The following is a 24,537-nucleotide window of genomic DNA, read 5'->3' on the forward strand; positions in this document are numbered from 1 at the left end:
GCATTCCCAGCCTGAGCAGGCTAGGGTTTATGCGATCGTTACTTTCATCTCCCCGAACGATGAAGGTTGTAAGCGCCCCCGAGCTTGACGTTAAACCCGAGAGAATCTGTTTTGCCCTTCGAGAATTCCCAGGCTGCTGCTGCGCCCACACGCCGCTCCAGCCGCCCCCGCACCGAGCCTTTCGAGGCCATCGCGGCAGAAGCAACGGATGCCGTCTTCGACGACGCCCGTGAGGTCTCCGAAGCCCCGCTTTCGCGCCGCGCTGCCCGCCAGCGTCTGACCACCGCAGAGATCTTCGTGGCGGCATCCGCCGTCGCGGCAGCATCCGCCGTCTCAGACCCTCAGGCCATGGTTCCCGTGGAGCCGACCGCTGCAGGTCCCGAGGCGCCCGCGTCGGCGGATGACCGCCTCGCCGACGACGCGCTTCCGGCGGAGGAGAACGCGACGGCTCACGCAGCCGACGTCGACACCGACGCTCCCGACGCCGACACCGACGCTCCGGACACCGACGCGTTCGAGTCGGCCGCGCGCGCGTTCCGTGCCGGCGCATCCGAGAGCACGATGCCGGCCGAGCCCGAGCCCGCGGCAGAGGTCGAGACCGAGACGGTCGCTCCGGCGCACGTCGCGCGTCGTCGCCCGCCGGTGCGCAAGTTCCTCGCCGCCGGCGCGACCATCGGCGTGATGAGCATCGCCGGCCTGCTCGCCGTCGGCATGACGCTTCCCGCCGAAGCGGTCGCCGCCGTCCAGGGATCGCAGGCGCTCTCGTCCACGTCGCTGGTCGCCGCGTCCAGCTCCGCGGTGAAGGCGACGGATGATGACGAGATCCAGGCCTTCGTGACCTCCTCGGACGTGCAGAACGACTCTCTGGCTCGCTCCGACAGCTTCTCGACCGTGTCGCTCATCCAGGTGGCCTCCGAAGAGGGGATCAACTACTCCAACGAGGTCTTCACCAACGACGCGGAGGCCGCGATCCAGTGGCCGTTCAAGGTCGGCGTCGGCATGAGCTCCGGATACGGCATGCGCTGGGGTCGTCTGCACGAGGGCATCGACTTCGTTCCTGGCGAGGGTGCGCCGATCCAGGCGATCGCGGACGGCACGGTCCGCATCGCGACCGAGCAGGGCGGCGCCTACGGCGTCACCGTGTACATCGACCACGTCATCGACGGACAGGTCATCACGAGCCACTACTCGCACATGCAGTACGGCTCGCTCGAGGTCAAGGCCGGGCAGACGGTCAAGGTCGGCGACATCGTCGGCCACACTGGCAACACCGGTCGTTCGTACGGCGCTCACCTGCACTTCGAGATCATCACCAACGGCAGCACGATCGACCCGCTGCCGTGGCTGCGAGAGAACGCAGGTCGGACCTCGTACTGACCGCCTCGATTTCATGAGGACGCCATTGTGATGGTATTCTCGTGTGGTTGCCCCGCGAGGGGCAGCACGCCCCGATAGCTCAGTGGCAGAGCACTTCCATGGTAAGGAAGGGGTCGTCAGTTCAATCCTGACTCGGGGCTCACAGTGTTCGCATCTGCGATGCGGATGCGTTGCGGCAGGGTAGCTCAGCTGGTCAGAGCGCACGACTCATAATCGTGAGGTCGCGGGTTCAAGCCCCGCTCCTGCTACAGAATGAAACCCCCGGTGACGCCGGGGGTTTTGTCGTATCCGGGGCGTTCGCGCCCGCAAAGCGGACGGGCACGCCCCTGATGTCAAGGGGATGACGGGGCGCGACCGCTGCGGTGAGACTGATCGTCCTGTCCATCGACGATCGGAGCGAACATGTCAGACGCGACTGCAGCACCAGACGACGGAGCCGAGGTCGACGCCACCGGCGTCGACGCCGACTTCGTGACCAACGACGCCGACCCCGACATCGACCCGGCGACCCCGGGCGAGGGGCAGACGGCCGATGATGGGGACGAAGACGACGACGAGGTCGACGTCTCCGACCTTCCCTGAGCCCGTCGAACGATGAAGGGCCCACTCCTCGCGAGGAGTGGGCCCTTCATGCGTGTGGTCGACGTCAGCGGGCGCGTGGCACCGAGTCCCGCGGCCCTGCCGACACTGCACTGGCGTCGCCGCGCAGCTCGGCCTCCAACCGCTCGGCCTCCTCACCGCTGATCGCCTCGCCGCGGGCCACGAGACCCGCCTGATCGGAGAGCGGGATCTGCTTGAGGAACAGCGAGAGCACGAGCGCGACGGCGATGAACGGCACCAGGTACCAGAACACCGGCGCGAGAGCATCCGCGTAGGCGCCGACGATGCCGTCGCGGACCTCGTCGGGCAGCGTGGCGAGCGTCGCGGGATCGATGGTGGACGCTGCCTGCGAGGCGTCCTCCGACGAGGCCCCTGCCCCGGCGAAGACGCCGAGCAGGTTCTCCGTGAGCCGCGTGGTGAAGATCGTGCCGAACACCGCGGTGCCGAGCGATGCACCCACCTCGCGGAAGTAGTTGTTCGTGCTCGTGGCGGTGCCGATCTCACCTGCAGGCACGGCGTTCTGCACGACCAGGACGACCACCTGCATGATCAGGCCGAGTCCCGCGCCGAAGAAGAACAGGAACACGCAGATCAACCAGATCGGCGTGGCGGCGGACAGCGTCGTGAACGCCACCATGGCCAGACCCGTGATGATCGTGCCGAGGATCGGGTAGATCTTGTACTTCCCGGTCTTCGAGATGGCGATTCCCGAGAAGATCGACGTGCCCATGAGGCCCACCATCATCGGGATCATCAGCAGACCGGATGCCGCCGCCGATGTGCCGGACGACATCTGCAGGAAGGTCGGCACGAATCCGATGGCGGCGAACATGCCGATGCCGAGCACGAGCCCGATGGCGGTGGCGTTGATGAAGATCGGGTTGCGGAACAGGCTGAGCGGGATGATCGGGTCCTGCACCTTGGCTTCGGTGATCACGAAGGCGGTGGCGGCCACGACCAGGCCCGCGCCCCAAGCCCAGGTGGCGAGGGAGTCCCAGCCGAACTCCTTGTCGCCGCCGAAGTCGGTGAAGAAGATCAGGCACGTGGTGGCGATGGACAGGAAGATGACGCCGAAGATGTCGATCGGCTTCTCTGCCTTCTTGCTCGGGAGCTTGAGTGCCACGAGCGCGATGATGAACGCCGCGATGCCGACCGGGATGTTGATGTAGAACGCCCACTGCCACGTCATGTGATCGACGAAGAACCCGCCGAGGAGGGGGCCGGCGACGGCGGAGAGACCGAAGACCGCGCCGAGGGGGCCCATGTACTTGCCGCGCTCGTTCGCGGGCACGATGTCGGCGATGATCGCCTGCGAGAGGATCATCAGACCGCCGCCGCCGAGTCCCTGCATGGCGCGGAAGATGACGAACATCCAGAAGTCCGTGGCGAACGCGCATCCGACCGACGCGAGCGTGAAGAGGGCGATCGCGACCAAGAACAGGTTGCGGCGGCCGAGGACGTCACCGAACTTGCCGTAGATCGGCATGACGATCGTCGTGGCGAGCAGGTACGCGGTGGTGATCCACACCTGGTGGTCGACGCCGCCGAGCTGCCCCACGATCGTCGGCATGGCGGTCGAGACGATCGTCTGGTCGAGGCTCGAGAGCAGCATGCCCGCGATGAGGGCGCTGAAGATGATCCAGATGCGGCGCTTGGTGAGCAGGAAGGGCGCATCCCTGGTGGCTGTTGCGGACATTCACTGGGCTTTCTGTGATGGTGCGTACACGGTGCGAGCGACCTCGAGCCGTCGGCTCACGAGATCGGCGAAGGGGACGGTCGAGTGCTGGTGCAGCAGCTGATCCATGCTGAGGCGCACGAGCGCTCCGACGGTGTGGACCATGACCTCGGCGCGGAGCTCGGCATCCGCACCGTCGCCGGCCCGCTGCACGATGATCGCCATGTCGCGGCGCTCGTTCTTCGCGAGCTGCTCGAAGGCGGCCTTCAGCAGCCGAGGCTCCTGCTCGATGACCGCGAACAGGGCGGGAGCGTCGTCGAGCGGGTTGAACAGCTCGAAGCGGGCGATCGTCAGACGGATGAAGTCGTCCAGCAGCTCGCCGTCCTGGGAGAGGAACTCGGCTTCGAGCGCCTCCTGCCGCGAATCGATGGCCGCGAAGCCGAAGACCGCGTTCTCCTTGCTCTCGAAGTAGTTGAAGAACGTGCGGCGCGAGACTCCGACGTCGGCGCAGAGCTCTTCCACCGTGAACCCCGCGAAACCGTGCTCAGCGGTCATGCGTCGGGCGGCGTCGGTCAGTGCTCGGGACGTCTCGCGCTTGCGCTTCTCCCGCAACGAATCTGCACTCTCGGTCATAAGGTGCAATTGTGCACTCTGATTCTAAGAGTGCACTGTGAATCGGACGCGGTCACACGAGCGGGGACGCCGGCCGTGCGCCCGGCGTCCCCGCGACGAGGTCAGGCGACCGCGCGCAGGCCCTCGATCAGCGGTGTGGTCGGGCGTCCGATGAGCCGGGAGAGCGTGCCGTCGGTCTCCGCCAGGGCGCCGGACGCGATCCCCGCGTCGAGGGCGACGACGAAGCCGGCCGTGCCGTCGTCGAGTCCGGCGGACTGCAGAGCGACGAGCTGCTCGTCGGCGGTCAGGCGCCGGTAGGCGACCTCTCGGCCGGTGACCTCGCCGATGGCCGCGGCGAGGTCGTCGTAGTTCCAGGCCACGTCGCCCCCGAGCTCGTACACCTGGCCGATGTGACCGTCCTCGAGGAGCACGACGGCGGCGGCTTCCGCGAAGTCGCTGCGGCTCGCGGATGCGACCCGGCCGTCACCGGCGCCTGCCGCGAGGACGCCGGTCTCGGCACCGCGGGCGAGGTCAGCCGCGTAGTTCTCGGTGTACCAGTTGTTCCGCAGGATCACCGAGGGCAGGCCGGCTGCCGCGATCGCCTCTTCGGTCGCCTTGTGCTCGGGCGCGAGCACGAGGTCGCTCGTCGTGGCCTTCGGGGCGCTGGTGTAGACGAACTTCGTCACGCCGGCTGCTCTGGCGGCGTCGATGACGGCCTGGTGCTGAGCGGCGCGCCGGCCCACCTCGGAACCCGAGATGAGCAGGATGCTGTCGACGCCGTCGAGTGCGGCCGTGAGGGACGCCGGGTCGGCGTAGTCCACGCGCACGGCCCGGACCCCGAGGTCGCTCGCCTTCGAGACGTCGCGCGCGCCGGCGATGATCGACTCGGGAGCAGCGCCCCGCTCGAGGAGGCTCCGGATGACGAGGCGACCGAGATTGCCGGTCGCGCCGGTGATGAGGGTGGTCATGAGGTGTCCTTTCGTTGACGACACCTCGGACAACCAGAACGCGCATCCTGAGCATTCCGGATCGGAGGTACCCACTTTCAGGTAAGGTACCTACATGACGGTGAGTTTTGCGCAGATCCGGGAGTCGACGCCGCAGGTCTTCGAACCTGGCTGTAGCACTCGGGTCGTCCTCGACCATGTGATGAGCAAGTGGGGCGTGCTCGTCCTCTCCGCGCTCTCAGACGGCACGCTGCGCTGGGGCGCGCTGCGCCGCGAGGTCGGCGGTATCAGCGAGAAGATGCTCGCGTCCACTCTTCGCACGCTGGCCGATGACGGGCTCGTGCACCGCGAGTCCTTCCCGACTGTGCCTCCGCACGTGGAGTACAGCCTGACCCCCCTCGGTCGCGACCTGATGACGCGCATGCTTCCGCTCGTCGAGTGGGTCGCGGACCACGCCGACGGAATGCTGAGCGACTCGCGCTGATCGACGGAATCCGTTGTTGGTCTGCCGAATCACCATCGTAATCAGTTGGCAACATAAAACGATTGACGCGATATACGCAGACACCGTATGTTCTGAGCATGTCAGCAACGACGCCCATACATCTCGAACGACCCGGCGGCAAGGGACTCGCAAGCGGCTCCCTGGGGCTCTGGGGATCCACAGTCATCGGACTCGCGTCCACCGCCCCCGTGTACTCGCTCGTCGCGACGCTCGGATTCGTCGTGCTCGCCGTCGGCGCGCAGGCGCCGATCGCGTTCATCATCGCGTTCGTGCCGATGCTGCTGATCGCCTTCGCCTACCGTGAGCTGAACAACGCGGTGCCGGACTGCGGCACGACCTTCACCTGGGGCACCAAGGCGTTCGGGCCGTGGGTGGGCTGGATGGGCGGCTGGGGCGTCGCAGTGGCAGGAATGGTCGTCCTGGCGAACCTCGCGCAGATCGCGTCGGTGTACTTCTGGTCGCTGATCGGCTTCGACCTCGAGAACAACGACTGGCGCATCATCCTGGTGGCGGTGCTGTTCATCGCCGCGATGACGTGGGTGAGCTGGCGCGGTGTCGAGATCGGCGAGCGCATCCAGAACGTCCTGCTCGGCATCCAGTACCTCGCTCTCGCGATCTTCGTCGTCGCGGCCTTGTGGCAGTTCTTCGCGGGAACGGCGCCGAACCCGACGCCGTTCGACCTCGAGTGGCTGAACCCGTTCGGGTTCACGTCATGGTCTGGCTTCACCGAGTCGATCCTGCTCGCGCTGTTCATCTATTGGGGCTGGGACACCTGCCTCGCTCTGAATGAGGAGACGAAGGACCCGAAGAAGATCCCCGGCCGCGCGGCGCTGCTGACCACCGTCATCCTGCTGTTCACCTATGTGGGCGTCACGATCGCGGCCATGATGTACGCCGGTCTCGGCTCCGAGGGCACCGGGCTCGGCAATGAGGCGAACGCCGACGACTTCTTCCTCGCCATCAAGGACGGCCTGCTCGGACCGTTCGGATGGATGCTGGTCGTCGCCGTGATCATCTCCGCAATCTCGTCGACGCAGACGACGATCCTCCCGACGGCTCGCGGCACGCTCGCCATGGGCGTGTATCGCGCTCTTCCGGCGAAGTTCAAGGACGTGCACCCCACCTACAAGACGCCGTCGTTCTCGACGATCGTCATGGGTGTCGTCGCGTCGGCGTACTACGTGGGCATGACGCTCATCAGCGACAACATCCTGCAGGACTCGATCCTCTCCCTCGGCCTCGCGATCGCGTTCTACTACGCGATCACCGGCTTCGCGTGCGTCTGGTACTTCCGCAAGGATCTCTCGAGCTCCGCCCGCGACTTCTTCTTCAAGGGACTGTTCCCGCTGCTCGGCGGCCTCATGCTCACCGCGGCGTTCGTGCAGTCGGCGATCGACATGTGGGACGTCGACTACGGGTACACCGTGCTGTTCGGCATCGGCGGGACCTTCGTCATCGGGATCGGTTCGCTCGCCTTCGGACTCGTGCTCATGTTCCTCTGGTACCTGTTCCCTCGGTCCAAGCGCTTCTTCCGCGGTGAGAGCCTCAACCGCGACACGCAGGTGATGGTGCCGGACGAGCCCGGCGAGTTGATCCGGTCGATCGACGGCGGCATCTGACCGGAGTCGGATCGCGCACGGGTACGCCCTAGGCTCTATCTGTGCGCATCCGGCTCGACATCGCCTACGACGGCACCCACTTCCGCGGGTGGGCCAAGCAGCCGACACTGCGGACCGTGCAGGGGACCCTCGAGGCGGCGCTCGCGCGCATCGTCGGCTCGGACGTGCAGTTCGTCGTCGCCGGGCGCACGGACGCGGGGGTGCACGCCTCGGGCCAGGTCGCTCACGTGGATCTCGACGACGCGCAGTGGGAGCGCATCGAGTCGCGCCAGGGCCGCGCCCCGCAGGACCCGGCCGCGTCGATCGCGCGCCGCATGCGCGGCGTCCTCGGCGCCTACCCGGATGCGACGGTGCGGCGTTCGTCGATCGCGCCCGAAGGCTTCGACGCACGCTTCTCGGCCGTGTGGCGGCGCTATCGCTACCGTCTCGCCGACGAGTCGTCGGGATACGACCCGATCCGTCGACACGACACCACCGCGCACCGGGGGATGCTCGACGGCGAGGCGATGGATGCCGCGGCTCGCACGCTCATCGGCCTCCACGACTTCGCCGCCTACTGCAAGCCGCGGGAGGAGGCCACGACGATCCGCACGCTGCTCGACTACCGCTGGTCTCGCGGCGAGGACGGCGTGCTCGTCGCCGAGGTCAAGGCCGACGCGTTCTGCCACAGCATGGTGCGCGCGCTCGTCGGCGCGTGCGCGGCGGTGGGCGAGGGGCGCCTCGACGTCGACGACCTCGTGGTCCTGCGCGACGCCCTCACCCGGACGAGCGAGTTCAAGGTGCTCGCCGCGCGGGGGCTGACACTCACCGAGGTGGGCTATCCGGCGGACGACCTGCTGTCGGCACGGGCCGAGCAGACCCGCGCTCGACGCCGACACGACGACTGATCCCGAGCCCGGTCACAGTGTCGGACGGTAGCGTGTGAGGGGTCATGAAGGTCATCTCGTACAACCTCCAGAAGCACCGCGCCGCCGGTGAGCTCGCTGAGCTCGTCGGCGAGCACGACCCCGACATCCTCTGCCTGCAGGAGTGCGATGTCGCAGACCTGCCGGAGCAGATCGGCGATCTCACACTCGCGGACGCGACACAGGGCAACAGGCTCGGTCTCGCCATGTTCTATCGTGCGAGCGAGTTCCATCTGCGGGGCATCCGCACCATCGAGCTTAAGAAGTCCCTGCACGACCGGATCGCGAAGCCCGCGCACGAGCGCGTGCTCGGCGCGAGGCTGCGAGACATCGACGCCGGTCGCGACTTCATCGCCGCGTCCTTCCACGCGGCGCCGCTGACGGCGTTGAACTCGCTGCGCAGGCATCAGATCCGGGCAGCGCTCACCGAGCTCGCGACGCTGGGCGAGGGGCTCCCGCAGCTCATGGTCGGCGACTACAACTACCCGGTGTTCAAGGAGAACCTGGGCAAGAACGTCCGGGAGCACGGCTACGCACTGACGATGAGCGACGACCATACGTACACGCGCTACCGGGTGTTCCGCGGCCACTACGACTTCGCCACCTCGGTGGGCTTCGAGATCCAGAGGGTGACGACGCTGCCCCAGGGGATGAGCGACCACCGTCCGATCCTCGTCACGACCCGCTTCGACTGATCGCGTCCCGCCCGGTTTGGGGGATCGCGCTCGATGACGTAAGCTGTCTCTTTGGTACTCGACTGCCGAGCACTAACGAACGTGAGCCCTCCACTGGCGTGTTCCTCCCCGTAGGGAAGAACCACCCCGGAGTGGGATTCACGAACTTCTCCGTTCGAACAAGAAAGCAGCACTATCGTGACGCGCACTTACACCCCTAAGGCCGGCGAGGTCCAGCGTGACTGGGTCGTCATCGACGCCACTGACGTCGTTCTCGGCCGCCTGGCCTCGCACGCCGCTACGCTCCTGCGTGGCAAGCACAAGCCCACCTTCGCCAACCACATCGACTCGGGTGACTTCGTCATCATCGTGAACGCCGACAAGGTCGCGCTCACGGGTCAGAAGCTCCAGAAGAAGCTGGCCTACCGCCACTCGGGTTACCCGGGCGGCCTGAAGTCGGTCACCTACGCCGAGCTCATGGAGAAGAACCCGGTCCGTGCTGTCGAGAAGGCCATCCGTGGCATGCTCCCCAAGAACAGCATCGGCCGTCAGCAGCTGTCGAAGCTCAAGGTCTACGTCGGTGGAGAGCACCCGCACGCCGCTCAGCAGCCGAAGACGTACACCCTCGACCAGGTCGCCCAGTAAGCGCCGTAAAGACTTAAGGACATACTCGTGGCTGACATCCAGGACACCACCGAAACCCCCCAGAACTTCTCGACGTCGACTCCCGAGACCGACGCAGTCGAGGCGGCTCCCCGCCCCGTGCTCAGCGTCCCGGGTGCCGCTGTCGGCCGTCGCAAGCAGGCCATCGCCCGCGTGCGTCTCGTCCCCGGCTCGGGAACGATCACGGTCAACGGCCGCACGCTCGAGGACTACTTCCCGAACAAGCTGCACCAGCAGCTGATCAACGACCCGTTCACGGTCCTCAACCTCGCCGGCGGCTACGACGTCATCGCGCGCATCTCCGGTGGTGGCCCCTCGGGCCAGGCCGGCGCGCTGCGTCTCGGCATCGCCCGTGCCCTCAACGGCATCGACGAGGAGAACAACCGTCCGACCCTGAAGAAGGCCGGTTTCCTGTCGCGTGACGCTCGCGTCAAGGAGCGCAAGAAGGCTGGACTCAAGAAGGCCCGCAAGGCGCCTCAGTACTCCAAGCGTTAAGGTCCACCGCTCCGATGCCGATCTTTGGCACGGACGGCGTGCGAGGGCTTGCCAATGGCATCCTCACCGCCGACCTGGCGCTCACCCTGGCCCAGGCGACTGCTGTCGTCCTGGGCCAGGGCCGTACTGCGGAGGCTCGCAAGGCCGAGGGCAAACGCCTCACCGCAGTCGTGGCTCGCGACCCCCGGGTCTCGGGTCACTTCCTGACCGCGGCCGTCGCCGCAGGTCTGGCGTCCTCGGGCGTGGACGTGCTCGAGGCCGGTGTCATCCCGACGCCCGCACTCGCCTTCCTCGTGGCTGATCGCGACGCCGACTTCGGCGTGATGATCTCGGCCTCGCACAACCCCGCGGCCGACAACGGCATCAAGATCTTCGCCCGTGGCGGAGTGAAGCTGCCCGATGTCGTCGAGCAGCGCATCGAGGCGGCCATGGCCGGTGAGAAGCTGCGTCCGACCGGCGCCGGCGTGGGGCGCGTCATCCGCTTCGCCGACGCCGAGGACCGCTACGTCGTGCATCTGCTCGGCTCGCTTCCCAACCGGCTCAACGGCATCAAGGTCGTGCTCGACTGCGCGCACGGCGCGGCATCAGGCGTGTCTCCCGAGACGTTCCGCGACGCCGGAGCCGACGTCACGGTCATCGGTGCAGACCCCGACGGCTGGAACATCAACGACGGCGTCGGATCGACGCACCTCGACAACCTCGCCGAAGCCGTGGTGCGACTCGGTGCCGACATCGGCATCGCGCACGACGGCGACGCCGACCGCTGCCTCGCGGTCGACGCCGAAGGCAAGGTCATCGACGGCGACCAGATCATGGCGATCCTCGCGGTCTCGATGAAGGAACGCGGACATCTGACCGACGACACCCTCGTCGCGACCGTGATGAGCAACCTCGGGCTGCACGTCGCCATGCGCGAGCACGGGATCACCGTGCGCCAGACCGGTGTCGGTGACCGCTACGTCCTCGAGGACATGAACGCGGGCGGCTACGCCCTCGGCGGCGAGCAGTCCGGCCACGTCATCATGAGCGAGTACGCCACCACCGGTGACGGTCTGCTGACCGGCCTCCACCTGGTCGCCGAGATGGCACGTCAGAACAAGAGCATCGCGGAGCTCGCCGCCGTCATGACGGTGTACCCGCAGGTGCTGGTCAACGTGCGAGACGTGGACAAGGACGCGGTCGACGCCGACCCGGTCGTGCAGGATGCCGTGCAAGCGGTCGCTGCGGAACTGGGTGACACCGGACGCGTGCTGCTGCGCAAGTCCGGCACCGAACCGCTCGTCCGCGTCATGGTCGAGGCTGCGGACGCGGACTCGGCGCAGGCCTACGCCGACCGGCTCGTCGACGTCGTCCGCGAGCGACTCGCTCTCTGACGACCGACTCTCCGACGCTCCCGTCGCTTCTTCGAGCGCTGCCGACTGGCGGCGAAGGAAGATGCGGCGGGAGCGTCGTATGTCAGTCCTGGGTCCTGCCGAGCTGCTCGATGTACCGCAGGAGCACCCCTTCGCGGAGCGCCCAGGGTGAGACCTCGAGCTCGTCGACGTCGAGAGCCGTCATCGCCGCATGCAGGGAGACCGCAGCAGCGACGATCTGGAAGGTGCGGTCCGCCGTGATACCCGGCAGCTCCTGTCGGGCGGATGCGGGGATGCGTGCGAGCCGCGGGATCCACGACCCGAGCGCCGCGCGCGGCAGCACCATGCGCTGGATGCCGGACCAGCCGGGCACGGGGTAGCCGGCCAGACGGGCGAGCGACCGGATCGCCTTGGACGAGCCGACGGTGTGGTCGGGTCGGGGGAGCGCGGCGAATCGCGGCAGCACCTGCCTGAGCGTCGTCTTCGCGTGGTCGCGCAGTCGCTCGACGTCGTCCTCGCCGGGAGGATCGTTCGGGAGGAACTGCACGGTCATGCGGCCCGCTCCGAGCGGGACGGATGCTGCGGCATCCGGAACCTCGTCATCTCCTGCGGCGATCTCCAGCGAGCCGCCGCCGATGTCGAGTAGCAGCAGCTGGCCCGCCGACCAGCCGAACCAGCGGCGCACGGCCAGGAAGGTCAGCTCGGCCTCGGTCTCTCCGTCGAGGACCTGCAGCGGCTGACCGAGGGCCGCCTCGATGCGGGCGATCACGTCAGCGCCGTTCGTCGCATCGCGCACGGCGCTCGTCGCGGTCGCCAGCAGCGCATCGACGCGCTCGGACTCGGCGACACGACGCGCCTGCGCGACGGCGGACTCGAGGGCGCTCACGCCCTCTTCCGAGATCGAATCGTCTTCGGTGAGGTACCGCATCAGCCGCAGCACCGTGCGATCGCTCGTCGTCGCGAGCGGGCGACCGCCGGGGCGAACGTCTGCGGCGAGCATGTGGACGGTGTTGGAACCGATGTCGATCACTCCGAGGCGCACGGGTGAAGCGTATCGGACCCGGTTGGCGCACCGACGCCGCAGGGGCGGGTGCCCCGGCGCGCTACGGGGCGGGGCAGATGATGAACGGCCCGCTCTGGGCAAGAGGCTCCTCGGCGCAGGCGAAGCCGAGGCGGGTGACGTCGCGCATGGCTTCGGCGTCGAAGAGCCCGACGTGGGCCCCGAGCATCACGATCATCGGCACCGCTGAGCCCCAGGGTTCTGCGGCGAGCCACTCCGGGTCGGCGTCGTCGGCCCATTGCTCTGCGAGTTCGGCCACGGACTCCCGCTGCGCCGGCAATGTCGCCACGGTCGGAGGCGAGACGCCGATCACGCCGTGCTGCACGACTCCCGCCGCAGTGGCGCCTGCCACCAGGGCGACGGCCAGCGAGGCCGCGACCGCGACCCCGGGGAGTGCCCGAGTCGCCCGCGGGGCGTCTGTGTCGCGCTCGGACCACAGCACCTGCGCCGCCCACACGGTGAAGGCGGCGAGCACCGGAAGGAAGGCGAAGACGCCGGGGGACGGATGACGGACCCAGAGCGGGGTGTGCGCGGCGGTCGCCCACCACCCCAGGAAGGCCACGAGACCCACGGATGCGGCCAGGAGCAGCGCGAGCCGGTCCCGGTCCATGGTGTCGCGGTGACGAACCAGCGCTGTCACGATCAGCGCCGCACCGACGAGAGCAGCGATGAGCACGGCCCAGACGGGGACATGCCAGGAATCGATGAACCAGGAGAGCTTGTCGAACACCGTGGTCGGCGCCTCGTTCTGCCCGCCGGAGCGGACGAAGCGCGCGATATCGCGAAGATGCTCGATGAATCCGGAGGGTCCGAGCGTGATCAGCGCGGCGACCTCGACAACCAGGGTCGGTGTGCCGGCGAGCACCAGCGGCAGCCAACTGCGCCGCAGGGCGGCCGTGATGCGCGCCCGGCCCGATCCGGGTGTGAGGGCCCACAGGGCGACGGCGAAGGCGGGCAGCGCGAGCAGTGCGATCAGCTTGGCCTGCACGGCGAGGCCCACCAGCAGACCTGCGAGCCAGGCGCGCCGCGGAAGCACGACCAGCGCCCAGACGAGGAGTGCTGCGGCGGGGATCTCCCCGAGGAGATCAGCGGGACCTTGGATCGGCGAGGGCAGGGCCGAGGTGTCGAACGCGAGCGGCACGGCGATCGCGAGCAGCGCGGCCCACCGACCGGCGATGCGACGACCCAGGACCCACAGGCCGACGAGGAGCAGGATCCAGTACATCAGCGGCACGAGGCGGGCGCCGATCACCGGATCCAGGCCGATCCCGATGAGGGCCGCGGCGGGGAGGAGCACCGACGGACCGGTCGAGATGCGCGGGTCGAACGGCGTCAGCGTCGACCCCGAGAGAGCGCCGTCACTCGTGTAGCCGAGTCCGTCGAGGAGGTTCAGGGGCACGGTGAGGTTGAAGGCCTCGTCCTCCCAGAAATGCAGGACCAGCAGGCTCTGCAGTGCGACCGCGATGTTCGCGGCGGCGATGATCGCGAACGCGGCCCAGAACAGCGTCGTGCGCACGGTCGCGTTCATTGCGCGAACGGCTCGAGGGCGTCGGCGGGGCGCCTGACCGCGCGCAGCGGAGCGCCGGGCCGCAGTGACCACGTCCACACCTCGCCGAGAGCGACGCGGACGAAGGCGCGCAGACGGGCGGGCGGCAGGGAGATCCGGCTCGCCGCGCCCCACATCGTGCCGCTCGCCGACTCGCCGCGACGAGGGATGCTGCGCACGGGGACGTACCGCACCGCGAATCCGCCGCGCGCCTCGGCCAGCGAGAAGTGCACATGCGGGACGACGGCGTCGGCGGGGACTGCGTCGATGAGGACCCGCAGGGCCTCAGGCCGGTAGGCCCGCAGGGGCGTGTTCACGTCGGGGATGCGGCGACCGGCGTGGACGGCGATGAGTGCGGCGACCGCGCCGGAGAGCATCCTGCGGTACCAGGGGTCGGTGCGTCCCCTCCGCACTCCGTGGACGACGTCGGCCTGTTCGCGCTCCCAGGCGCTCAGCAGGCGGGTGAAGTCCTCACCCAGGAACTGCCCGTCGCCGTCGACGTGCACGATGACCGAGGGGGAGAGGGCGAGGCCTTCGCGGTACGCGGCCAGCGCGGTCGGCCCGTGGCCGCGGTTCTCGTCCTGCACCGAGACCTCGACGTCCGCGAGCTCGGCGAGGGCGTCCGGGGTTCCGTCGGTCGAGCGGTCATCGGCGACGACGAAGGTGATGCGGTCGGCGAACGGAGCGAGGTGAGAGCGGATCTCGTCGAGGAATCCGCGGATGCCTTCCACCTCGTTGTAAGCGGGCATGACGACGGCGACGTGTGTGAAGTGCACGGGATCCCTTGGGTGCGAAGACGGCGCGCGAGTCTCGAGGGCGCGCACCGAGTAGCCTAGTCGAGTGAATCAACCCTCCCGAATGCGGCGCGTGGCGCGCCTCGGAAGCCGCTTCCTCGTCGTCGGCGGGCTGAGCACACTCATCGAGATCGGCGTCTTCAATCTGCTCGTCTACGGTCTCGACTGGGGAGTGGTGGCGGCGAAGATCACGGCGTCGGCCGTCGCCCTCATCAACGCCTACTTCGGCAACCGCGAGTGGACGTTCCGTCACCGCGATCGTCGCAGTCGCGCGAGCGAGCTGGCCCTGTTCCTCGGCACGAATGTCGTCTGCACCGCGCTCGGAGCGGGGATCGTCTGGGTGGGCGTCGAGACGGCGCAGGCGCTGCTCGGGCGCGCACCGGGCGCGGTCGTCGTCAATGGCGTGAACCTCGTCAGCATCGTCATCATCGTGCTCGTGCGGTTCGCCCTATACCACTGGGTCGTGTTCCGCACGAGCCCGCCACGTGACGCGACCGAGGCCGCGGTCAGCGCCGACATCCCCCGCCCCTGAGCGGCTCGGGGCAGAGCCTCAGACCTTCGCCTTCGCCTTCGCGCGGCCCTTGACGCGACGAGGGCGGGTCTCGGAGTCCTTGAGCTGCACCGGATCCTGCTCGACGTGCGACGTGGCGCCGTACGTGTAGGCCCCGTAGCCGTAGCTGTCGGGTCCCTTCGTGGGCAGCATGGTGACGACGGTTCCGAGCATCGAGACGCCTGCGGTCTCGAGGGTGCGGATCGCGCCCGCGAGCTCCTGCTTCTTGGTCTTGCCCGAGGCGGCGACGAGGATCACACCGCTCGTCTTCTTGCCGACCACGGCGGCGTCGGTCACGAGAAGCAGCGGCGGGGCGTCGATGAGCACGAAGTCGAAGTACTCCTCGAGCGAGGCGAGCATGCGATCCATGGCGGTGGAGCCGAGGAGCTCGCTGGGGTTCGGCGGAACAGGACCGCTGGGCAGCACGTAGAGCTGGTTGGCTCCCCACTTCTGCAGGGCGTCGGCGACGTCGATACGGCCGATGAGCACGTTCGTGAGCCCGACGCCGCCCTCGATGCCCATGTACTCCGCGACACGGGGGAGGCGCAGGTCGCCGTCAATGAGCGCGACGCGGACGCCGGTCTCCGCCAGGGCGATCGCGAGGTTCGCGGTGGTGGTGGACTTGCCCTCACCGGGTCCGGAGCTCGAGACGACGAGCGTGCGCGGGCCGGTGTCGACACCCAGGAACTGCAGGTTCGTGCGCAGGGTCCGGAAGGACTCCGAACGGGGGCTGCGCGGGTCTGCGTGCACGATGAGCGGTCGCTTCTGCGCCTCAGGGTCGAAGGCGATGCCGCCGAGCATGGGACGGTCGGTGATCTGCTCGATGTCGTGCAGGGTGTGGATGCGCACATCGAGCACGTGACGCAGCACCGCGATCGCGATGCCCGCCGCGAGACCGAGGAGGCCGCCGAGCATGACCAGCAGCGGCACGTTCGGGCTCGAGGGGCGGGTGGGCGTGGTCGCCGGGTCGGTGACCGTGATGTTCACGGGGCTGGTCGCCTCTTCGGTGGCCGGCTTCTCGAGGGTGTTCTGCACCGCATCCGCGAAGCTGATCGCCGTCTGGTTGGCGATCGCGGCAGCCGTCTCGGGGTCGGTGTCGGTGACCGAGATGTTGATCGTGACCGTGTTGAGGGGCGTGGTCGCCGACACACGCGATGCGAGACCCGACACGGTGGTGTCCAGGTCGAGCTCCTCGATCACGGGCTCGAGCACCAGCCCGGTGCCGATGACGTCGACGTAGGTCGTGACCATCTGCCGGGCGAACGTGGTCCCCTGCACGAGGTCACCCGTCGCGGCTCCCTCGCTGCGCACCGACACGTAGAGCTGCGTCGAGGCGACGTACTTCGGCGCCTGGGTGAACGCATAGGCTGCACCACCGATGAGGCCCACCAGAAGGAGGGCGAGCATGATGATCCAGTTTCTGTGCAGAATGCGCAGATAGTCGCGAAGTTCCACGCGGCAGGTCTCCTGAACGTCGATGTGGGGGAGGGAGAATTCTGGTCATTCTCCCATAACGGATGGTCTGGGTTGCTCAGAGGGTCGCCTGCTGGTGCGTCGCACCGTAGGAGTATTCGCCGTATGCCGACTTGTCGACACCCGTGGTGGGGAGCATCGTGACGACGGTGCCGAGCACCTTCGCGTCGACCTTCTCGATGCTCTCGACCGCTGCCGTGAGGCGCGGCACGGTCGTCTTACCCGCAGCGGCGACGAGGAGGGCGCCGTTGGCTCGGCTGGCGAGCACGGCGGCATCCGTCACGAGCAGCACCGGTGGGGCATCGAGGATGACGATGTCGAATGCGCGCTTGAGCTCGCCGAGCAGCGACGACATCGCAGAGGAGCCGAGCAGCTCCGCGGGATTCGGCGGAACGGTGCCGGCGGGAAGCACGAAGAGGGCACCGCGTCCCCAGCGCTGCATCGCATCGCTCGCGGCGACGCGGCCGGCGAGCACGTCGGTGAGCCCGACGCCGCCCTCGATCGCGAAGTAGTCGGCGACGCGCGGCAAGCGGAGGTCGCCGTCGACCAGCGCCACGCGCGCTCCCGCCTCCGCAAAGGCGATCGCGAGGTTCGCGGCGGTGGTCGACTTGCCCTCGCCCGGCCCCGCACTGGTGACCACGAACACCGCGGACTCCCCGCCGATCGCGAGGAACTGGACGTTCGTGCGCAGCGAGCGGAAGCCCTCCGCGCGCGGGTCCTTGCCGTTCGCGGCGACGATCAGCGGCTGCTGCGACGCATTCGGATTCAGGGCGATGGCGCCGAGGAGCGGGGCGGTGGTGGCGCGTTCGATGTCCTTCGTCGAGCGGATGCGGGTGTCCAGCACCGTGCGCAGGGCCGCCAGGCCGAGACCGACGGCGAGTCCGCCGAGCGCGCCGATGATGAGCAGGAGCCGCACGTTCGGCGCCGACGGCGTGACCGGCACCTGGGCCGCCTGCAGCGTGTCGATGCGGATGGGACTCGATGATTCGTCAGGGTGCTTCTCGAGCCGCTGCACGACGACATCGGAGAAGCTCTCGCCGATGGCGTTCGCGAGCCGCGCGGCCTGGCTCGGATTGGCGTCGGTCACGGTGACGGTGATCGCGAGGCTGTTCAGCTCGGCCGTCGCCTGCACGCGACCGGCCAGCTGCGCGGGCTCCATCTCGAGTCCGAGATCGTCGATGACCGGTTGCAGCACGAGCGCGCTCGTGACGAGAGCGACGTAGCTGGTGACGGCCTGCTGCGCGTAGGTGCGACCCAGATTCAGCTCGGCGGTGCTGCCGGTCGGGGACTGGGCCACGACGACGAGCTGCGTCGACGACTGATACCGCGGCGCCGTGGTCAACCCCATGAGCGCACCGATCGCCGCGCCGATGAGCGTCGCCGAGATGATCAGGACCACATTGCGACGCAGGACGCGCAGGTAGTCGTGGATGTCCATGGGCTCCTCGGGGACGAGGCGCTCGTATATGAGCGCAGGTAGTCTGTGTCGAGACTATCCACAATCCGCCGCCGCCTCGTTCCCCGGAAGCACTCCATGACCACTCTCGAAGCACTCTTCGCGCACGACCAGCGCACCGCGCGGGTCGACGACGGGATCCGTCGCGACGACGGCAGTGCGCTCGCCGAGGTCGTCGGACCCCGCCGGCAGGCGACGCCCCCCACGCGGGTGAACACGGACACGACCCGCCTCGTCGCCCTCGTCGATGCCGCTGAGCGCGACGCGTCTCCGGTCCTGAGCGGAGCGCCCGGTGCGCCGACCAAGGGACGTCGTCGCATCCGCCGCATCGACTGGATCAACGTGTCCGCGGCGGTGCTCGCGCTCGTCGTCGTCGTCGGCACGATCGGGTTCGCCGGAGTGCGGGCCGCCAGTGCCTCGCCGGCCACGGTGGCGTCAGAAGCGCTCGCCGCAGACCGGGCGGCGCTCGCGAGCGCGGAGCGCGGGATGAACGCGGCTCTCGAACGGCTGAACACCCTGATCGCTGACGGCAAGGCGCAGGCGACCGCCGCGCGCACGGCCATCGCCGGCCTCGACGAGACCGTCGTCGACTCGGCCGCGAGGTCCGCCGCTGTCGCCGCAGCCGACGCCTACCTGGCGTCGCTCGACGGCGTCGTGCTCCCGCCGCTTCCCGAGCCGTATGCCGCCGCGTCGGTCGACGAGGAGTCACTGAGCGCGGTCGCGGCAGCCCTCGACGAGGTGCGTGAGCGCTCGGCCGAGGTCGACGACGCCGTGGTCGAGATCCGCAACCTGCGCACCTCCGTCGAGCAGAGCAGCACCGGGTACCTCCAGGCGCTCTCGGCGTTCGCGTCGACGTTCCCGGCGCGGGCCGCGGTCGAGGTCGACGTGAACTCGTCTGCCGAGCAGGAGTTCCGGGATGCGGTGACGACGGCTGCGGCCTCGCTGGCCGGTGCGCCGCTGAACGAGGCGGGCGGCCAGCAGGCGCTCATCGCCTACCAGGATGCCGTGCTGGCGCTCCGCGAAGACGAGGAGCGGGCTCTGATCGAGGCCGAGGAGCGGGCTGCGATCGAGAACGACCGCGGGAACCGCGGTGAGAGCGACGGCGACAGCGGCACCACGCCGCCGGCGACCGAGACGCCTGTCGATCCGACGACTCCGACGGATCCGACCGTTCCGACGGAGCCCGTGGTCCCCGCGCCGGATCCCGGCGAAGAGCCCCAGCCCTAGGCGTCCGCGACCAGCCCTAGGCGCCCGCGACCGACAGCCGCACGACGCGCTCGACCTGGTCGATGGCCGGCACGAGCTGCTCGCCGGCGCGCTCATAGGTCGCCCAGGAGCGGCGGTACGGGTCGACGATGTCGTCGTCGTCAGGCGTCGAAGGAGGAGCCGTCATGCCGCGGCGGGCGGCGACCGCGGCGACTCCGGCGCGCAGCCGAGCGGACGGATCCGAGTGCGCGTCGGCCGCGGCGACGATGTCGGCATCCGTCGCGTCCGCAGCGAGCCGGGCGAATTCGCGAAGCGTGAACGCCGACCGCAGCCGAGCCGGCGCGAGCTCGACGATGCTGCGCCGGTGTTCGCGGGCCATCGCGAGGATGAGGTCCGGGGTGCCGAGCGCAGCGGCGGTGAGTGGGCGGGCGCGGTGCGCAGCCGCCATCTCGGGCGTCACTCCGTACTGCATCGCCAGCTTCTGCGCCTCGGCGGGCATGGCCACGGCATCCAGACCGTAGGTGCCGGCGCTGTTCACCGTTCCGGGCAGATCTGCGAGTCTCTGGCGCAGCAGCTGCTCCGCCAAGGGCGAGCGGCAGATGTTGCCGGTGCACACGGTGATGATCTCGAACACGACGAACCTCTCGGTCGATAGGGGAGTCAGGCCACTGTAACCGTTCACCGCATCGCCGTCGCAGGGTCACGGAGGTCGTGGACTTTATGCGACGATATGAACAAGCTGAATGTCAGCTGGTATTTCGCGTGGGGGACGCGTACACGGAGGGTGATCACTGTGACATCGGATGTCAGGCCGACGACCGGGGTGTCCGTGGCCCAACACCGCCGCCGAGTGGCCGCAGCCGGGGTCGACGCGCTCGCCTGGTTCGTCGGCGTCATCGCGGCGGTGGTGCTGCGCTTCGAGTTCGAGATGACGCCGCAGATGTGGCTCGCCACCCTCGCGTTGGCGGCGATCGCAGCGGCGATCCAGGTCCTCCTCGGCTTCCAGTTCGCCATCTACCGAGGCCGCCACGCGTACGGATCCTTCGAGGAGGTGCGCACGGTCGCGCTCTTCGTCACGGTCGAGGCGCTCTTCCTGTCGGTGTTCGTCGTCATCTTCGGGAACTACGTCGGCATCCCTCGCGGCACGATCCTGCTCGCCTTCCCGTTCGTGCTGCTCACGATGTTCGGGGTCCGGTACATCGCGCGGCTGATGATCGACCGCACCCGCAAGCCCGGCGACGAGGCGGAGCCCGCGCTCATCGCCGGCGCCGGCTACCTCGGGGACAACGTGCTCCGCAGCATCCTCACCGACCCCTCTTCGCCGATCCGCCCGGTCGGTCTGCTCGACGACGACCCGGCCAAGAAGAACCTGCGGCTGCGCGGCGTGCCCGTGGTCGGACGCACGACGGACATCGCCGACGCGGCGAAGCGCACGGGAGCCACCGTCCTCGTGATCGCGATCGGCAGCGCCGACGGCGCGAAGCTGCGCGAGCTCACCGACCTCGCCGAGCATGCGGGGATGAGCGTCTCCGTCACGCCGACCATCACGAACATCAAGTCGGGCGAGCAGGCCCCATCGGATCTTCGCGACATCAGCATCGAAGACCTGATCGGCCGTCACCCGGTCGACACGAATGTCGAGCTGATCGCCGGCTACATCACCGGCCGTCGCGTGCTGGTCACGGGCGCCGGCGGATCGATCGGATCCGAGCTCTGCCGCCAGCTGTCGAAGTTCGGACCGAGCGAGCTGATCATGCTCGACCGTGACGAGACGGGCCTGCAGCTGGCGCAGATCGGGACATCCGGACACGGACTGCTCGACACGAACGACGTGGTGCTCGCCGACATCCGCGAGTCCGAAACGCTCACCGCGCTCTTCCGCAAGCGTCGTCCCGAGGTCGTCTTCCATGCGGCGGCGCTGAAGCACCTGCCGATGCTGGAGCAGTATCCGGACGAGGCGTGGAAGACGAACGTGCTCGGCACGCTCAATGTCGTCGAGGCGGCGCGAGCCGCCGGCGTCAGCACCTTCATCAACATCTCCACCGACAAGGCGGCGAACCCGACGAGCGTGCTCGGTCATTCGAAGAGGGTCGCCGAGAAGATCACGGCCTGGGCCGGCGAGACCACCGGGATGCGGTATCTCTCGGTCAGGTTCGGCAACGTCATCGGGAGCCGCGGGTCGATGCTGCCGACCTTCCAGGCGCTCATCGAGTCGGGCGGCCCCCTCACCGTGACGCACCCCGACGTCACGCGCTACTTCATGACCATCCCCGAGGCGTGCCAGCTGGTGATCCAGGCGGGCGCCGTGGGGCGTGCGGGCGAGGTGCTGATCCTCGACATGGGCGAGCCGGTCTCGATCCTCGACGTCGCCAAGCGCATGATCGCGATGTCGGGCAAGACGGTCGAGATCGTCTTCACGGGGCTCCGCGCGGGTGAAAAGCTGCACGAAGAGCTGGTCGGCGATCGCGAGAGCCTCGAGCGGCCGTTCCACCCGAAGGTCTCCCACACGCGCGCCGATCCCATCTCGCCGGACAGGCTGGACAAGGAAGGCTGGGAGGCGCGGATGTTCGCCCAGCCCAGGAACAACGACACCGCCATGATGAGCCCCCTGCACCTCGACCCGGAGACCACGCCGTGACGGAACGCATCTACATGTCCTCTCCCGACGTCGGACAGCTGGAGGAGGATGCGGTGGTCGCGGCGATGCGCTCGGGATGGATCGCACCGCTGGGTCCCGACGTCGACGGATTCGAGCGCGAGCTCGCCGCTCGCGTCGGAGTGGCACGGGGTGTCGCACTCAGCACGGGAACGGCGGCCCTGCATCTGGGGCTCCTGACGCTCGGCGTCGCGCCGGGGTCGGTCGTAGTGACCTCGACGATGACCTTCGCCGCGACCACGAACGCCATCACGTACACCGGTGCGGAGCCGTTCTTCGTCGACGCGGACCCCGCGACGGGAAACATGGACCCGGAGCTCCTGCGTGAGGCTCTCACCCAGCTGCGCGCAGTGGGGGAGACGGTGTCGGCGGTGGTTCCCGTCGACCTGCTCGGAAAGGCCGTCGACTACACCAGCATCCTCGCCATCGCCGAGGAGTTCGGCGTGCCCGTCCTCGCGGATGCCGCGGAGTCTCTCGGTGCGACGCACGCAGGCCGGGCGGCGGGCAGCTTCGGACGCGCGTCGATCGTGTCGTTCAACGGCAACAAGATCATGACGACGTCGGGCGGCGGGATGCTGCTGACCGACGACGAAGCGCTGGCAGACCAGGTGCGCTACCTCGCCACTCAGGCGAGGCAGCCGGTGGTGCACTACGAGCACACCGACATCGGCTACAACTACCGCATGAGCAACCTCCTGGCCGCTCTCGGTCGCGCTCAGCTCTCTCGCCTCGACGACATGATCGCGGCTCGTCGCCGCATGCGCGAGCTCTACACGCAGCTGTTCGCGACGGTCGACGGCGTCGACGTGTTCGGCGCCGAGGGCGATGAGAACGACAATGTGTGGCTGACGTCGATCCTCGTCGACGAGGCCGTCACCGGGTGGGCGCCGAGCGAGCTCGCCGCGTACCTCGCGGTCGACGACATCGAGAGCCGTCCCCTCTGGAAGCCCATGCACCTGCAGCCGGTCTTCGCCGGCTCGCGCGGCGTGATCAGCGGCGCATCCGAGCGACTGTTCGAGCGCGGTCTCACGCTGCCGAGCGGATCCGCGCTGACTGACGGGCAACGCGACCGGGTGACCTCGCGGATCCGCGGGTTCCTCGACGAGCGTGCGGCATGACGTCGGCGGGCTCCCGACCCTACGACCTGCTCAAGCGCCTCCTCGATGCGGCGGGGGCCGCGGTCGCGCTCGTCGCGCTGTCGCCGGTGATCCTCGTCACCGCGCTGTTCGTCGCCGTGAACCTCGGTCGTCCGGTGATCTTCTCGCAGCCGCGACCCGGCCGCGGGGGCAGGGTCTTCACGCTGTACAAGTTCCGTTCGATGCGCGGGGTCGATGCGGCTCGCGGACACATCACCGACGAGCAGCGCCTGACCCGCTTCGGACGGCTGCTGCGGGCCTCGAGCCTCGATGAGCTGCCGTCGCTGTGGAACGTCTTCCGGGGCGACATGAGCTTCGTCGGCCCGCGCCCGCTGCTCGTCGAGTACCTCGAGCGGTACACGCCCGAGCAGGCGCGACGCCACGACGTGCGCCCTGGGATCACCGGGCTCGCGCAGGTGAGCGGACGCAACGCCGTGGCCTGGGACGACAGGTTCCGACTCGACGTGCACTACGTCGATCGACGGAGCCTCGCCCTCGATGCGAAGGTGCTCGTGGCGACCGTCCGCTCCGTCATTCGGCGCGAGGGGATCTCGGCCGAGGGACACGCGACCATGAGGAAGTTCGGAGAGGTCGATGCCTGAGGACATCGTCGTCATCGGCGCCGGAGGGTTCGGCCGGGAGACGCTCGACGTGATCGAGGCGATCAACGCCGCGAGTGATGAGCCTCGGTGGAACGTCGTGGGAGTACTGGACGACGCGGTCGGCGGTATTCACCTCGAGCGACTCGAGGCACGAAGCTACCGGCACTTGGGATCGATCACCGACAACAGGGAACTTCTCGATGAGGTGCCCCATGTCACCGCGATCGGCGATCCGAAGGTGCGCGCTGCGATTGACGAGCTGGTCGGTGGCACTCTGACGTCAGCCCTGATCCACCCGACCGCCGTCGTCGGATCCCGTACGACGATCGACGACGGCGTAGTGGTGTGCGCTGGCGCCCAGCTCTCGACCAATCTCATCGTCGGCGCGAACGTCCACATCAACCCCGGAGCGATCATCGGGCATGACACGGTGATCGACGAATTCGTCTCGATCAATCCGGGCGCCGTGGTGTCAGGAGAGGTGCACATCGAACGGGCCACCCTGATCGGTGCGGGCGCGGTCGTACTGCAGGGGTTGCGTATCGGAGCCGGTAGCCGCGTGGGCGCGGCGGCCTGCGTGACGAAGGACGTGGCGACGGGTGCGACGGTCGTGGGGGTGCCGGCACGGTGACCG

The 24,537-nt window shown here is 68.5% G+C and carries 24 protein-coding genes and 2 tRNA genes; 17 read left to right on the forward strand and 9 right to left on the reverse strand.

The window, feature by feature from the left end; all coding sequences use genetic code 11:
• Nucleotides 1–111: 111 nt before the first annotated feature.
• The 4 genes from BN2660_RS09325 (at nucleotide 112) to BN2660_RS09340 (ending at nucleotide 1,959) form a co-directional block, all read left to right on the forward strand.
• Nucleotides 112–1,377 (forward strand): peptidoglycan DD-metalloendopeptidase family protein, encoded by a 1,266-nt coding sequence (locus tag BN2660_RS09325; RefSeq protein ID WP_091230691.1) that lies wholly within the window; start codon nucleotides 112–114, stop codon nucleotides 1,375–1,377.
• Nucleotides 1,378–1,445: 68 nt separating this feature from the next.
• A tRNA-Thr gene (locus BN2660_RS09330) sits at nucleotides 1,446–1,517 on the forward strand.
• A 34-nt stretch (nucleotides 1,518–1,551) separates the two neighbouring features.
• Nucleotides 1,552–1,625, forward strand: a tRNA-Met gene (locus BN2660_RS09335).
• Between the two features lie 154 nt (nucleotides 1,626–1,779).
• Nucleotides 1,780–1,959, forward strand: a complete 180-nt coding sequence (locus tag BN2660_RS09340) for a hypothetical protein (protein WP_091230695.1) — start codon at nucleotides 1,780–1,782, stop codon at nucleotides 1,957–1,959.
• Between the two features lie 64 nt (nucleotides 1,960–2,023).
• Here the strand turns inward: BN2660_RS09340 and BN2660_RS09345 are convergent, their stop codons facing one another.
• The 3 genes from BN2660_RS09345 to BN2660_RS09355 form a co-directional block, all read right to left on the reverse strand.
• A complete protein-coding gene (locus BN2660_RS09345; protein WP_091230698.1) occupies nucleotides 2,024–3,673 on the reverse strand; it encodes an MDR family MFS transporter in 1,650 nt (549 codons plus the stop codon).
• Nucleotides 3,674–4,285, reverse strand: coding sequence for a TetR/AcrR family transcriptional regulator (locus tag BN2660_RS09350; protein WP_091230701.1), 612 nt, complete (start codon nucleotides 4,283–4,285; stop codon nucleotides 3,674–3,676).
• Between the two features lie 101 nt (nucleotides 4,286–4,386).
• Nucleotides 4,387–5,232 (reverse strand): SDR family oxidoreductase, encoded by an 846-nt coding sequence (locus BN2660_RS09355; protein ID WP_091230704.1) that lies wholly within the window; start codon nucleotides 5,230–5,232, stop codon nucleotides 4,387–4,389.
• Nucleotides 5,233–5,326: 94 nt separating this feature from the next.
• Between BN2660_RS09355 and BN2660_RS09360 the strand changes: the two genes are divergently transcribed.
• From BN2660_RS09360 to glmM, 7 genes are all read left to right on the forward strand, one after another.
• Nucleotides 5,327–5,695: a winged helix-turn-helix transcriptional regulator gene (locus BN2660_RS09360; RefSeq protein WP_091230708.1), complete on the forward strand. Its 369-nt coding sequence runs from the start codon at nucleotides 5,327–5,329 to the stop codon at nucleotides 5,693–5,695.
• A 98-nt stretch (nucleotides 5,696–5,793) separates the two neighbouring features.
• Complete coding sequence (locus tag BN2660_RS09365) at nucleotides 5,794–7,335, forward strand: APC family permease (RefSeq protein WP_091230711.1); 1,542 nt, start codon at nucleotides 5,794–5,796, stop codon at nucleotides 7,333–7,335.
• 41 nt (nucleotides 7,336–7,376) lie between these two features.
• The gene (truA, locus tag BN2660_RS09370; RefSeq protein ID WP_091230715.1) at nucleotides 7,377–8,222 is read left to right on the forward strand and encodes a tRNA pseudouridine(38-40) synthase TruA; all 846 of its coding nucleotides are present in this window, start codon (nucleotides 7,377–7,379) and stop codon (nucleotides 8,220–8,222) included.
• A gap of 44 nt (nucleotides 8,223–8,266) precedes the next feature.
• On the forward strand, nucleotides 8,267–8,935 hold the full coding sequence (locus BN2660_RS09375; protein WP_091230718.1) for an endonuclease/exonuclease/phosphatase family protein: 669 nt from the start codon (nucleotides 8,267–8,269) through the stop codon (nucleotides 8,933–8,935).
• Nucleotides 8,936–9,112: 177 nt separating this feature from the next.
• Nucleotides 9,113–9,559: a 50S ribosomal protein L13 gene (gene rplM, locus BN2660_RS09380; protein ID WP_045253410.1), complete on the forward strand. Its 447-nt coding sequence runs from the start codon at nucleotides 9,113–9,115 to the stop codon at nucleotides 9,557–9,559.
• Between the two features lie 27 nt (nucleotides 9,560–9,586).
• The gene (rpsI, locus tag BN2660_RS09385; protein WP_067121568.1) at nucleotides 9,587–10,072 is read left to right on the forward strand and encodes a 30S ribosomal protein S9; all 486 of its coding nucleotides are present in this window, start codon (nucleotides 9,587–9,589) and stop codon (nucleotides 10,070–10,072) included.
• A 14-nt stretch (nucleotides 10,073–10,086) separates the two neighbouring features.
• Nucleotides 10,087–11,445, forward strand: a complete 1,359-nt coding sequence (gene glmM / locus BN2660_RS09390) for a phosphoglucosamine mutase (protein ID WP_091230721.1) — start codon at nucleotides 10,087–10,089, stop codon at nucleotides 11,443–11,445.
• Nucleotides 11,446–11,527: 82 nt separating this feature from the next.
• Here the strand turns inward: glmM and BN2660_RS09395 are convergent, their stop codons facing one another.
• From BN2660_RS09395 to BN2660_RS09405, 3 genes are all read right to left on the reverse strand, one after another.
• Complete coding sequence (locus BN2660_RS09395) at nucleotides 11,528–12,466, reverse strand: Ppx/GppA phosphatase family protein (RefSeq protein ID WP_091230725.1); 939 nt, start codon at nucleotides 12,464–12,466, stop codon at nucleotides 11,528–11,530.
• A gap of 61 nt (nucleotides 12,467–12,527) precedes the next feature.
• A complete protein-coding gene (locus tag BN2660_RS09400) occupies nucleotides 12,528–14,012 on the reverse strand; it encodes a glycosyltransferase family 87 protein (protein WP_091230728.1) in 1,485 nt (494 codons plus the stop codon).
• Nucleotides 14,009–14,806: a glycosyltransferase family 2 protein gene (locus BN2660_RS09405; RefSeq protein ID WP_091230731.1), complete on the reverse strand. Its 798-nt coding sequence runs from the start codon at nucleotides 14,804–14,806 to the stop codon at nucleotides 14,009–14,011. The genes BN2660_RS09400 and BN2660_RS09405 overlap by 4 nt, the downstream gene beginning before the upstream one ends.
• A 64-nt stretch (nucleotides 14,807–14,870) precedes the next feature.
• Here BN2660_RS09405 and BN2660_RS09410 point away from each other — a divergent pair, with 64 nt between their 5' ends.
• The gene (locus tag BN2660_RS09410) at nucleotides 14,871–15,356 is read left to right on the forward strand and encodes a GtrA family protein (protein WP_141651275.1); all 486 of its coding nucleotides are present in this window, start codon (nucleotides 14,871–14,873) and stop codon (nucleotides 15,354–15,356) included.
• Nucleotides 15,357–15,374: 18 nt separating this feature from the next.
• On the opposite strand, the gene BN2660_RS09415 is transcribed toward BN2660_RS09410, so the two are convergent.
• Nucleotides 15,375–16,829: a tyrosine-protein kinase domain-containing protein gene (locus BN2660_RS09415; protein ID WP_091230737.1), complete on the reverse strand. Its 1,455-nt coding sequence runs from the start codon at nucleotides 16,827–16,829 to the stop codon at nucleotides 15,375–15,377.
• A 76-nt stretch (nucleotides 16,830–16,905) separates the two neighbouring features.
• Complete coding sequence (locus tag BN2660_RS09420) at nucleotides 16,906–18,285, reverse strand: tyrosine-protein kinase domain-containing protein (protein ID WP_091230740.1); 1,380 nt, start codon at nucleotides 18,283–18,285, stop codon at nucleotides 16,906–16,908.
• Nucleotides 18,286–18,381: 96 nt separating this feature from the next.
• Between BN2660_RS09420 and BN2660_RS09425 the strand changes: the two genes are divergently transcribed.
• On the forward strand, nucleotides 18,382–19,530 hold the full coding sequence (locus BN2660_RS09425; RefSeq protein ID WP_091230744.1) for a hypothetical protein: 1,149 nt from the start codon (nucleotides 18,382–18,384) through the stop codon (nucleotides 19,528–19,530).
• Between the two features lie 16 nt (nucleotides 19,531–19,546).
• Here the strand turns inward: BN2660_RS09425 and BN2660_RS09430 are convergent, their stop codons facing one another.
• The gene (locus BN2660_RS09430) at nucleotides 19,547–20,143 is read right to left on the reverse strand and encodes an arsenate reductase/protein-tyrosine-phosphatase family protein (protein WP_091230747.1); all 597 of its coding nucleotides are present in this window, start codon (nucleotides 20,141–20,143) and stop codon (nucleotides 19,547–19,549) included.
• Between the two features lie 195 nt (nucleotides 20,144–20,338).
• Between BN2660_RS09430 and BN2660_RS09435 the strand changes: the two genes are divergently transcribed.
• From BN2660_RS09435 to BN2660_RS09450, 4 genes are read left to right on the forward strand one after another with little or no spacing between them, the layout of a single operon-like run.
• On the forward strand, nucleotides 20,339–22,147 hold the full coding sequence (locus BN2660_RS09435; RefSeq protein ID WP_255305105.1) for a polysaccharide biosynthesis protein: 1,809 nt from the start codon (nucleotides 20,339–20,341) through the stop codon (nucleotides 22,145–22,147).
• Complete coding sequence (locus BN2660_RS09440) at nucleotides 22,144–23,283, forward strand: DegT/DnrJ/EryC1/StrS family aminotransferase (protein WP_218054111.1); 1,140 nt, start codon at nucleotides 22,144–22,146, stop codon at nucleotides 23,281–23,283. The genes BN2660_RS09435 and BN2660_RS09440 overlap by 4 nt, the downstream gene beginning before the upstream one ends.
• Nucleotides 23,280–23,903, forward strand: a complete 624-nt coding sequence (locus BN2660_RS09445; RefSeq protein ID WP_091230753.1) for a sugar transferase — start codon at nucleotides 23,280–23,282, stop codon at nucleotides 23,901–23,903. Before BN2660_RS09440 ends, BN2660_RS09445 begins: the two co-directional genes overlap by 4 nt.
• Nucleotides 23,896–24,534: a NeuD/PglB/VioB family sugar acetyltransferase gene (locus BN2660_RS09450; RefSeq protein ID WP_091230756.1), complete on the forward strand. Its 639-nt coding sequence runs from the start codon at nucleotides 23,896–23,898 to the stop codon at nucleotides 24,532–24,534. Before BN2660_RS09445 ends, BN2660_RS09450 begins: the two co-directional genes overlap by 8 nt.
• Nucleotides 24,535–24,537: the final 3 nt, after the last annotated feature.

This window comes from Microbacterium sp. 3J1 (assembly GCF_001049495.1).
Lineage (GTDB): Bacteria > Actinomycetota > Actinomycetes > Actinomycetales > Microbacteriaceae > Microbacterium.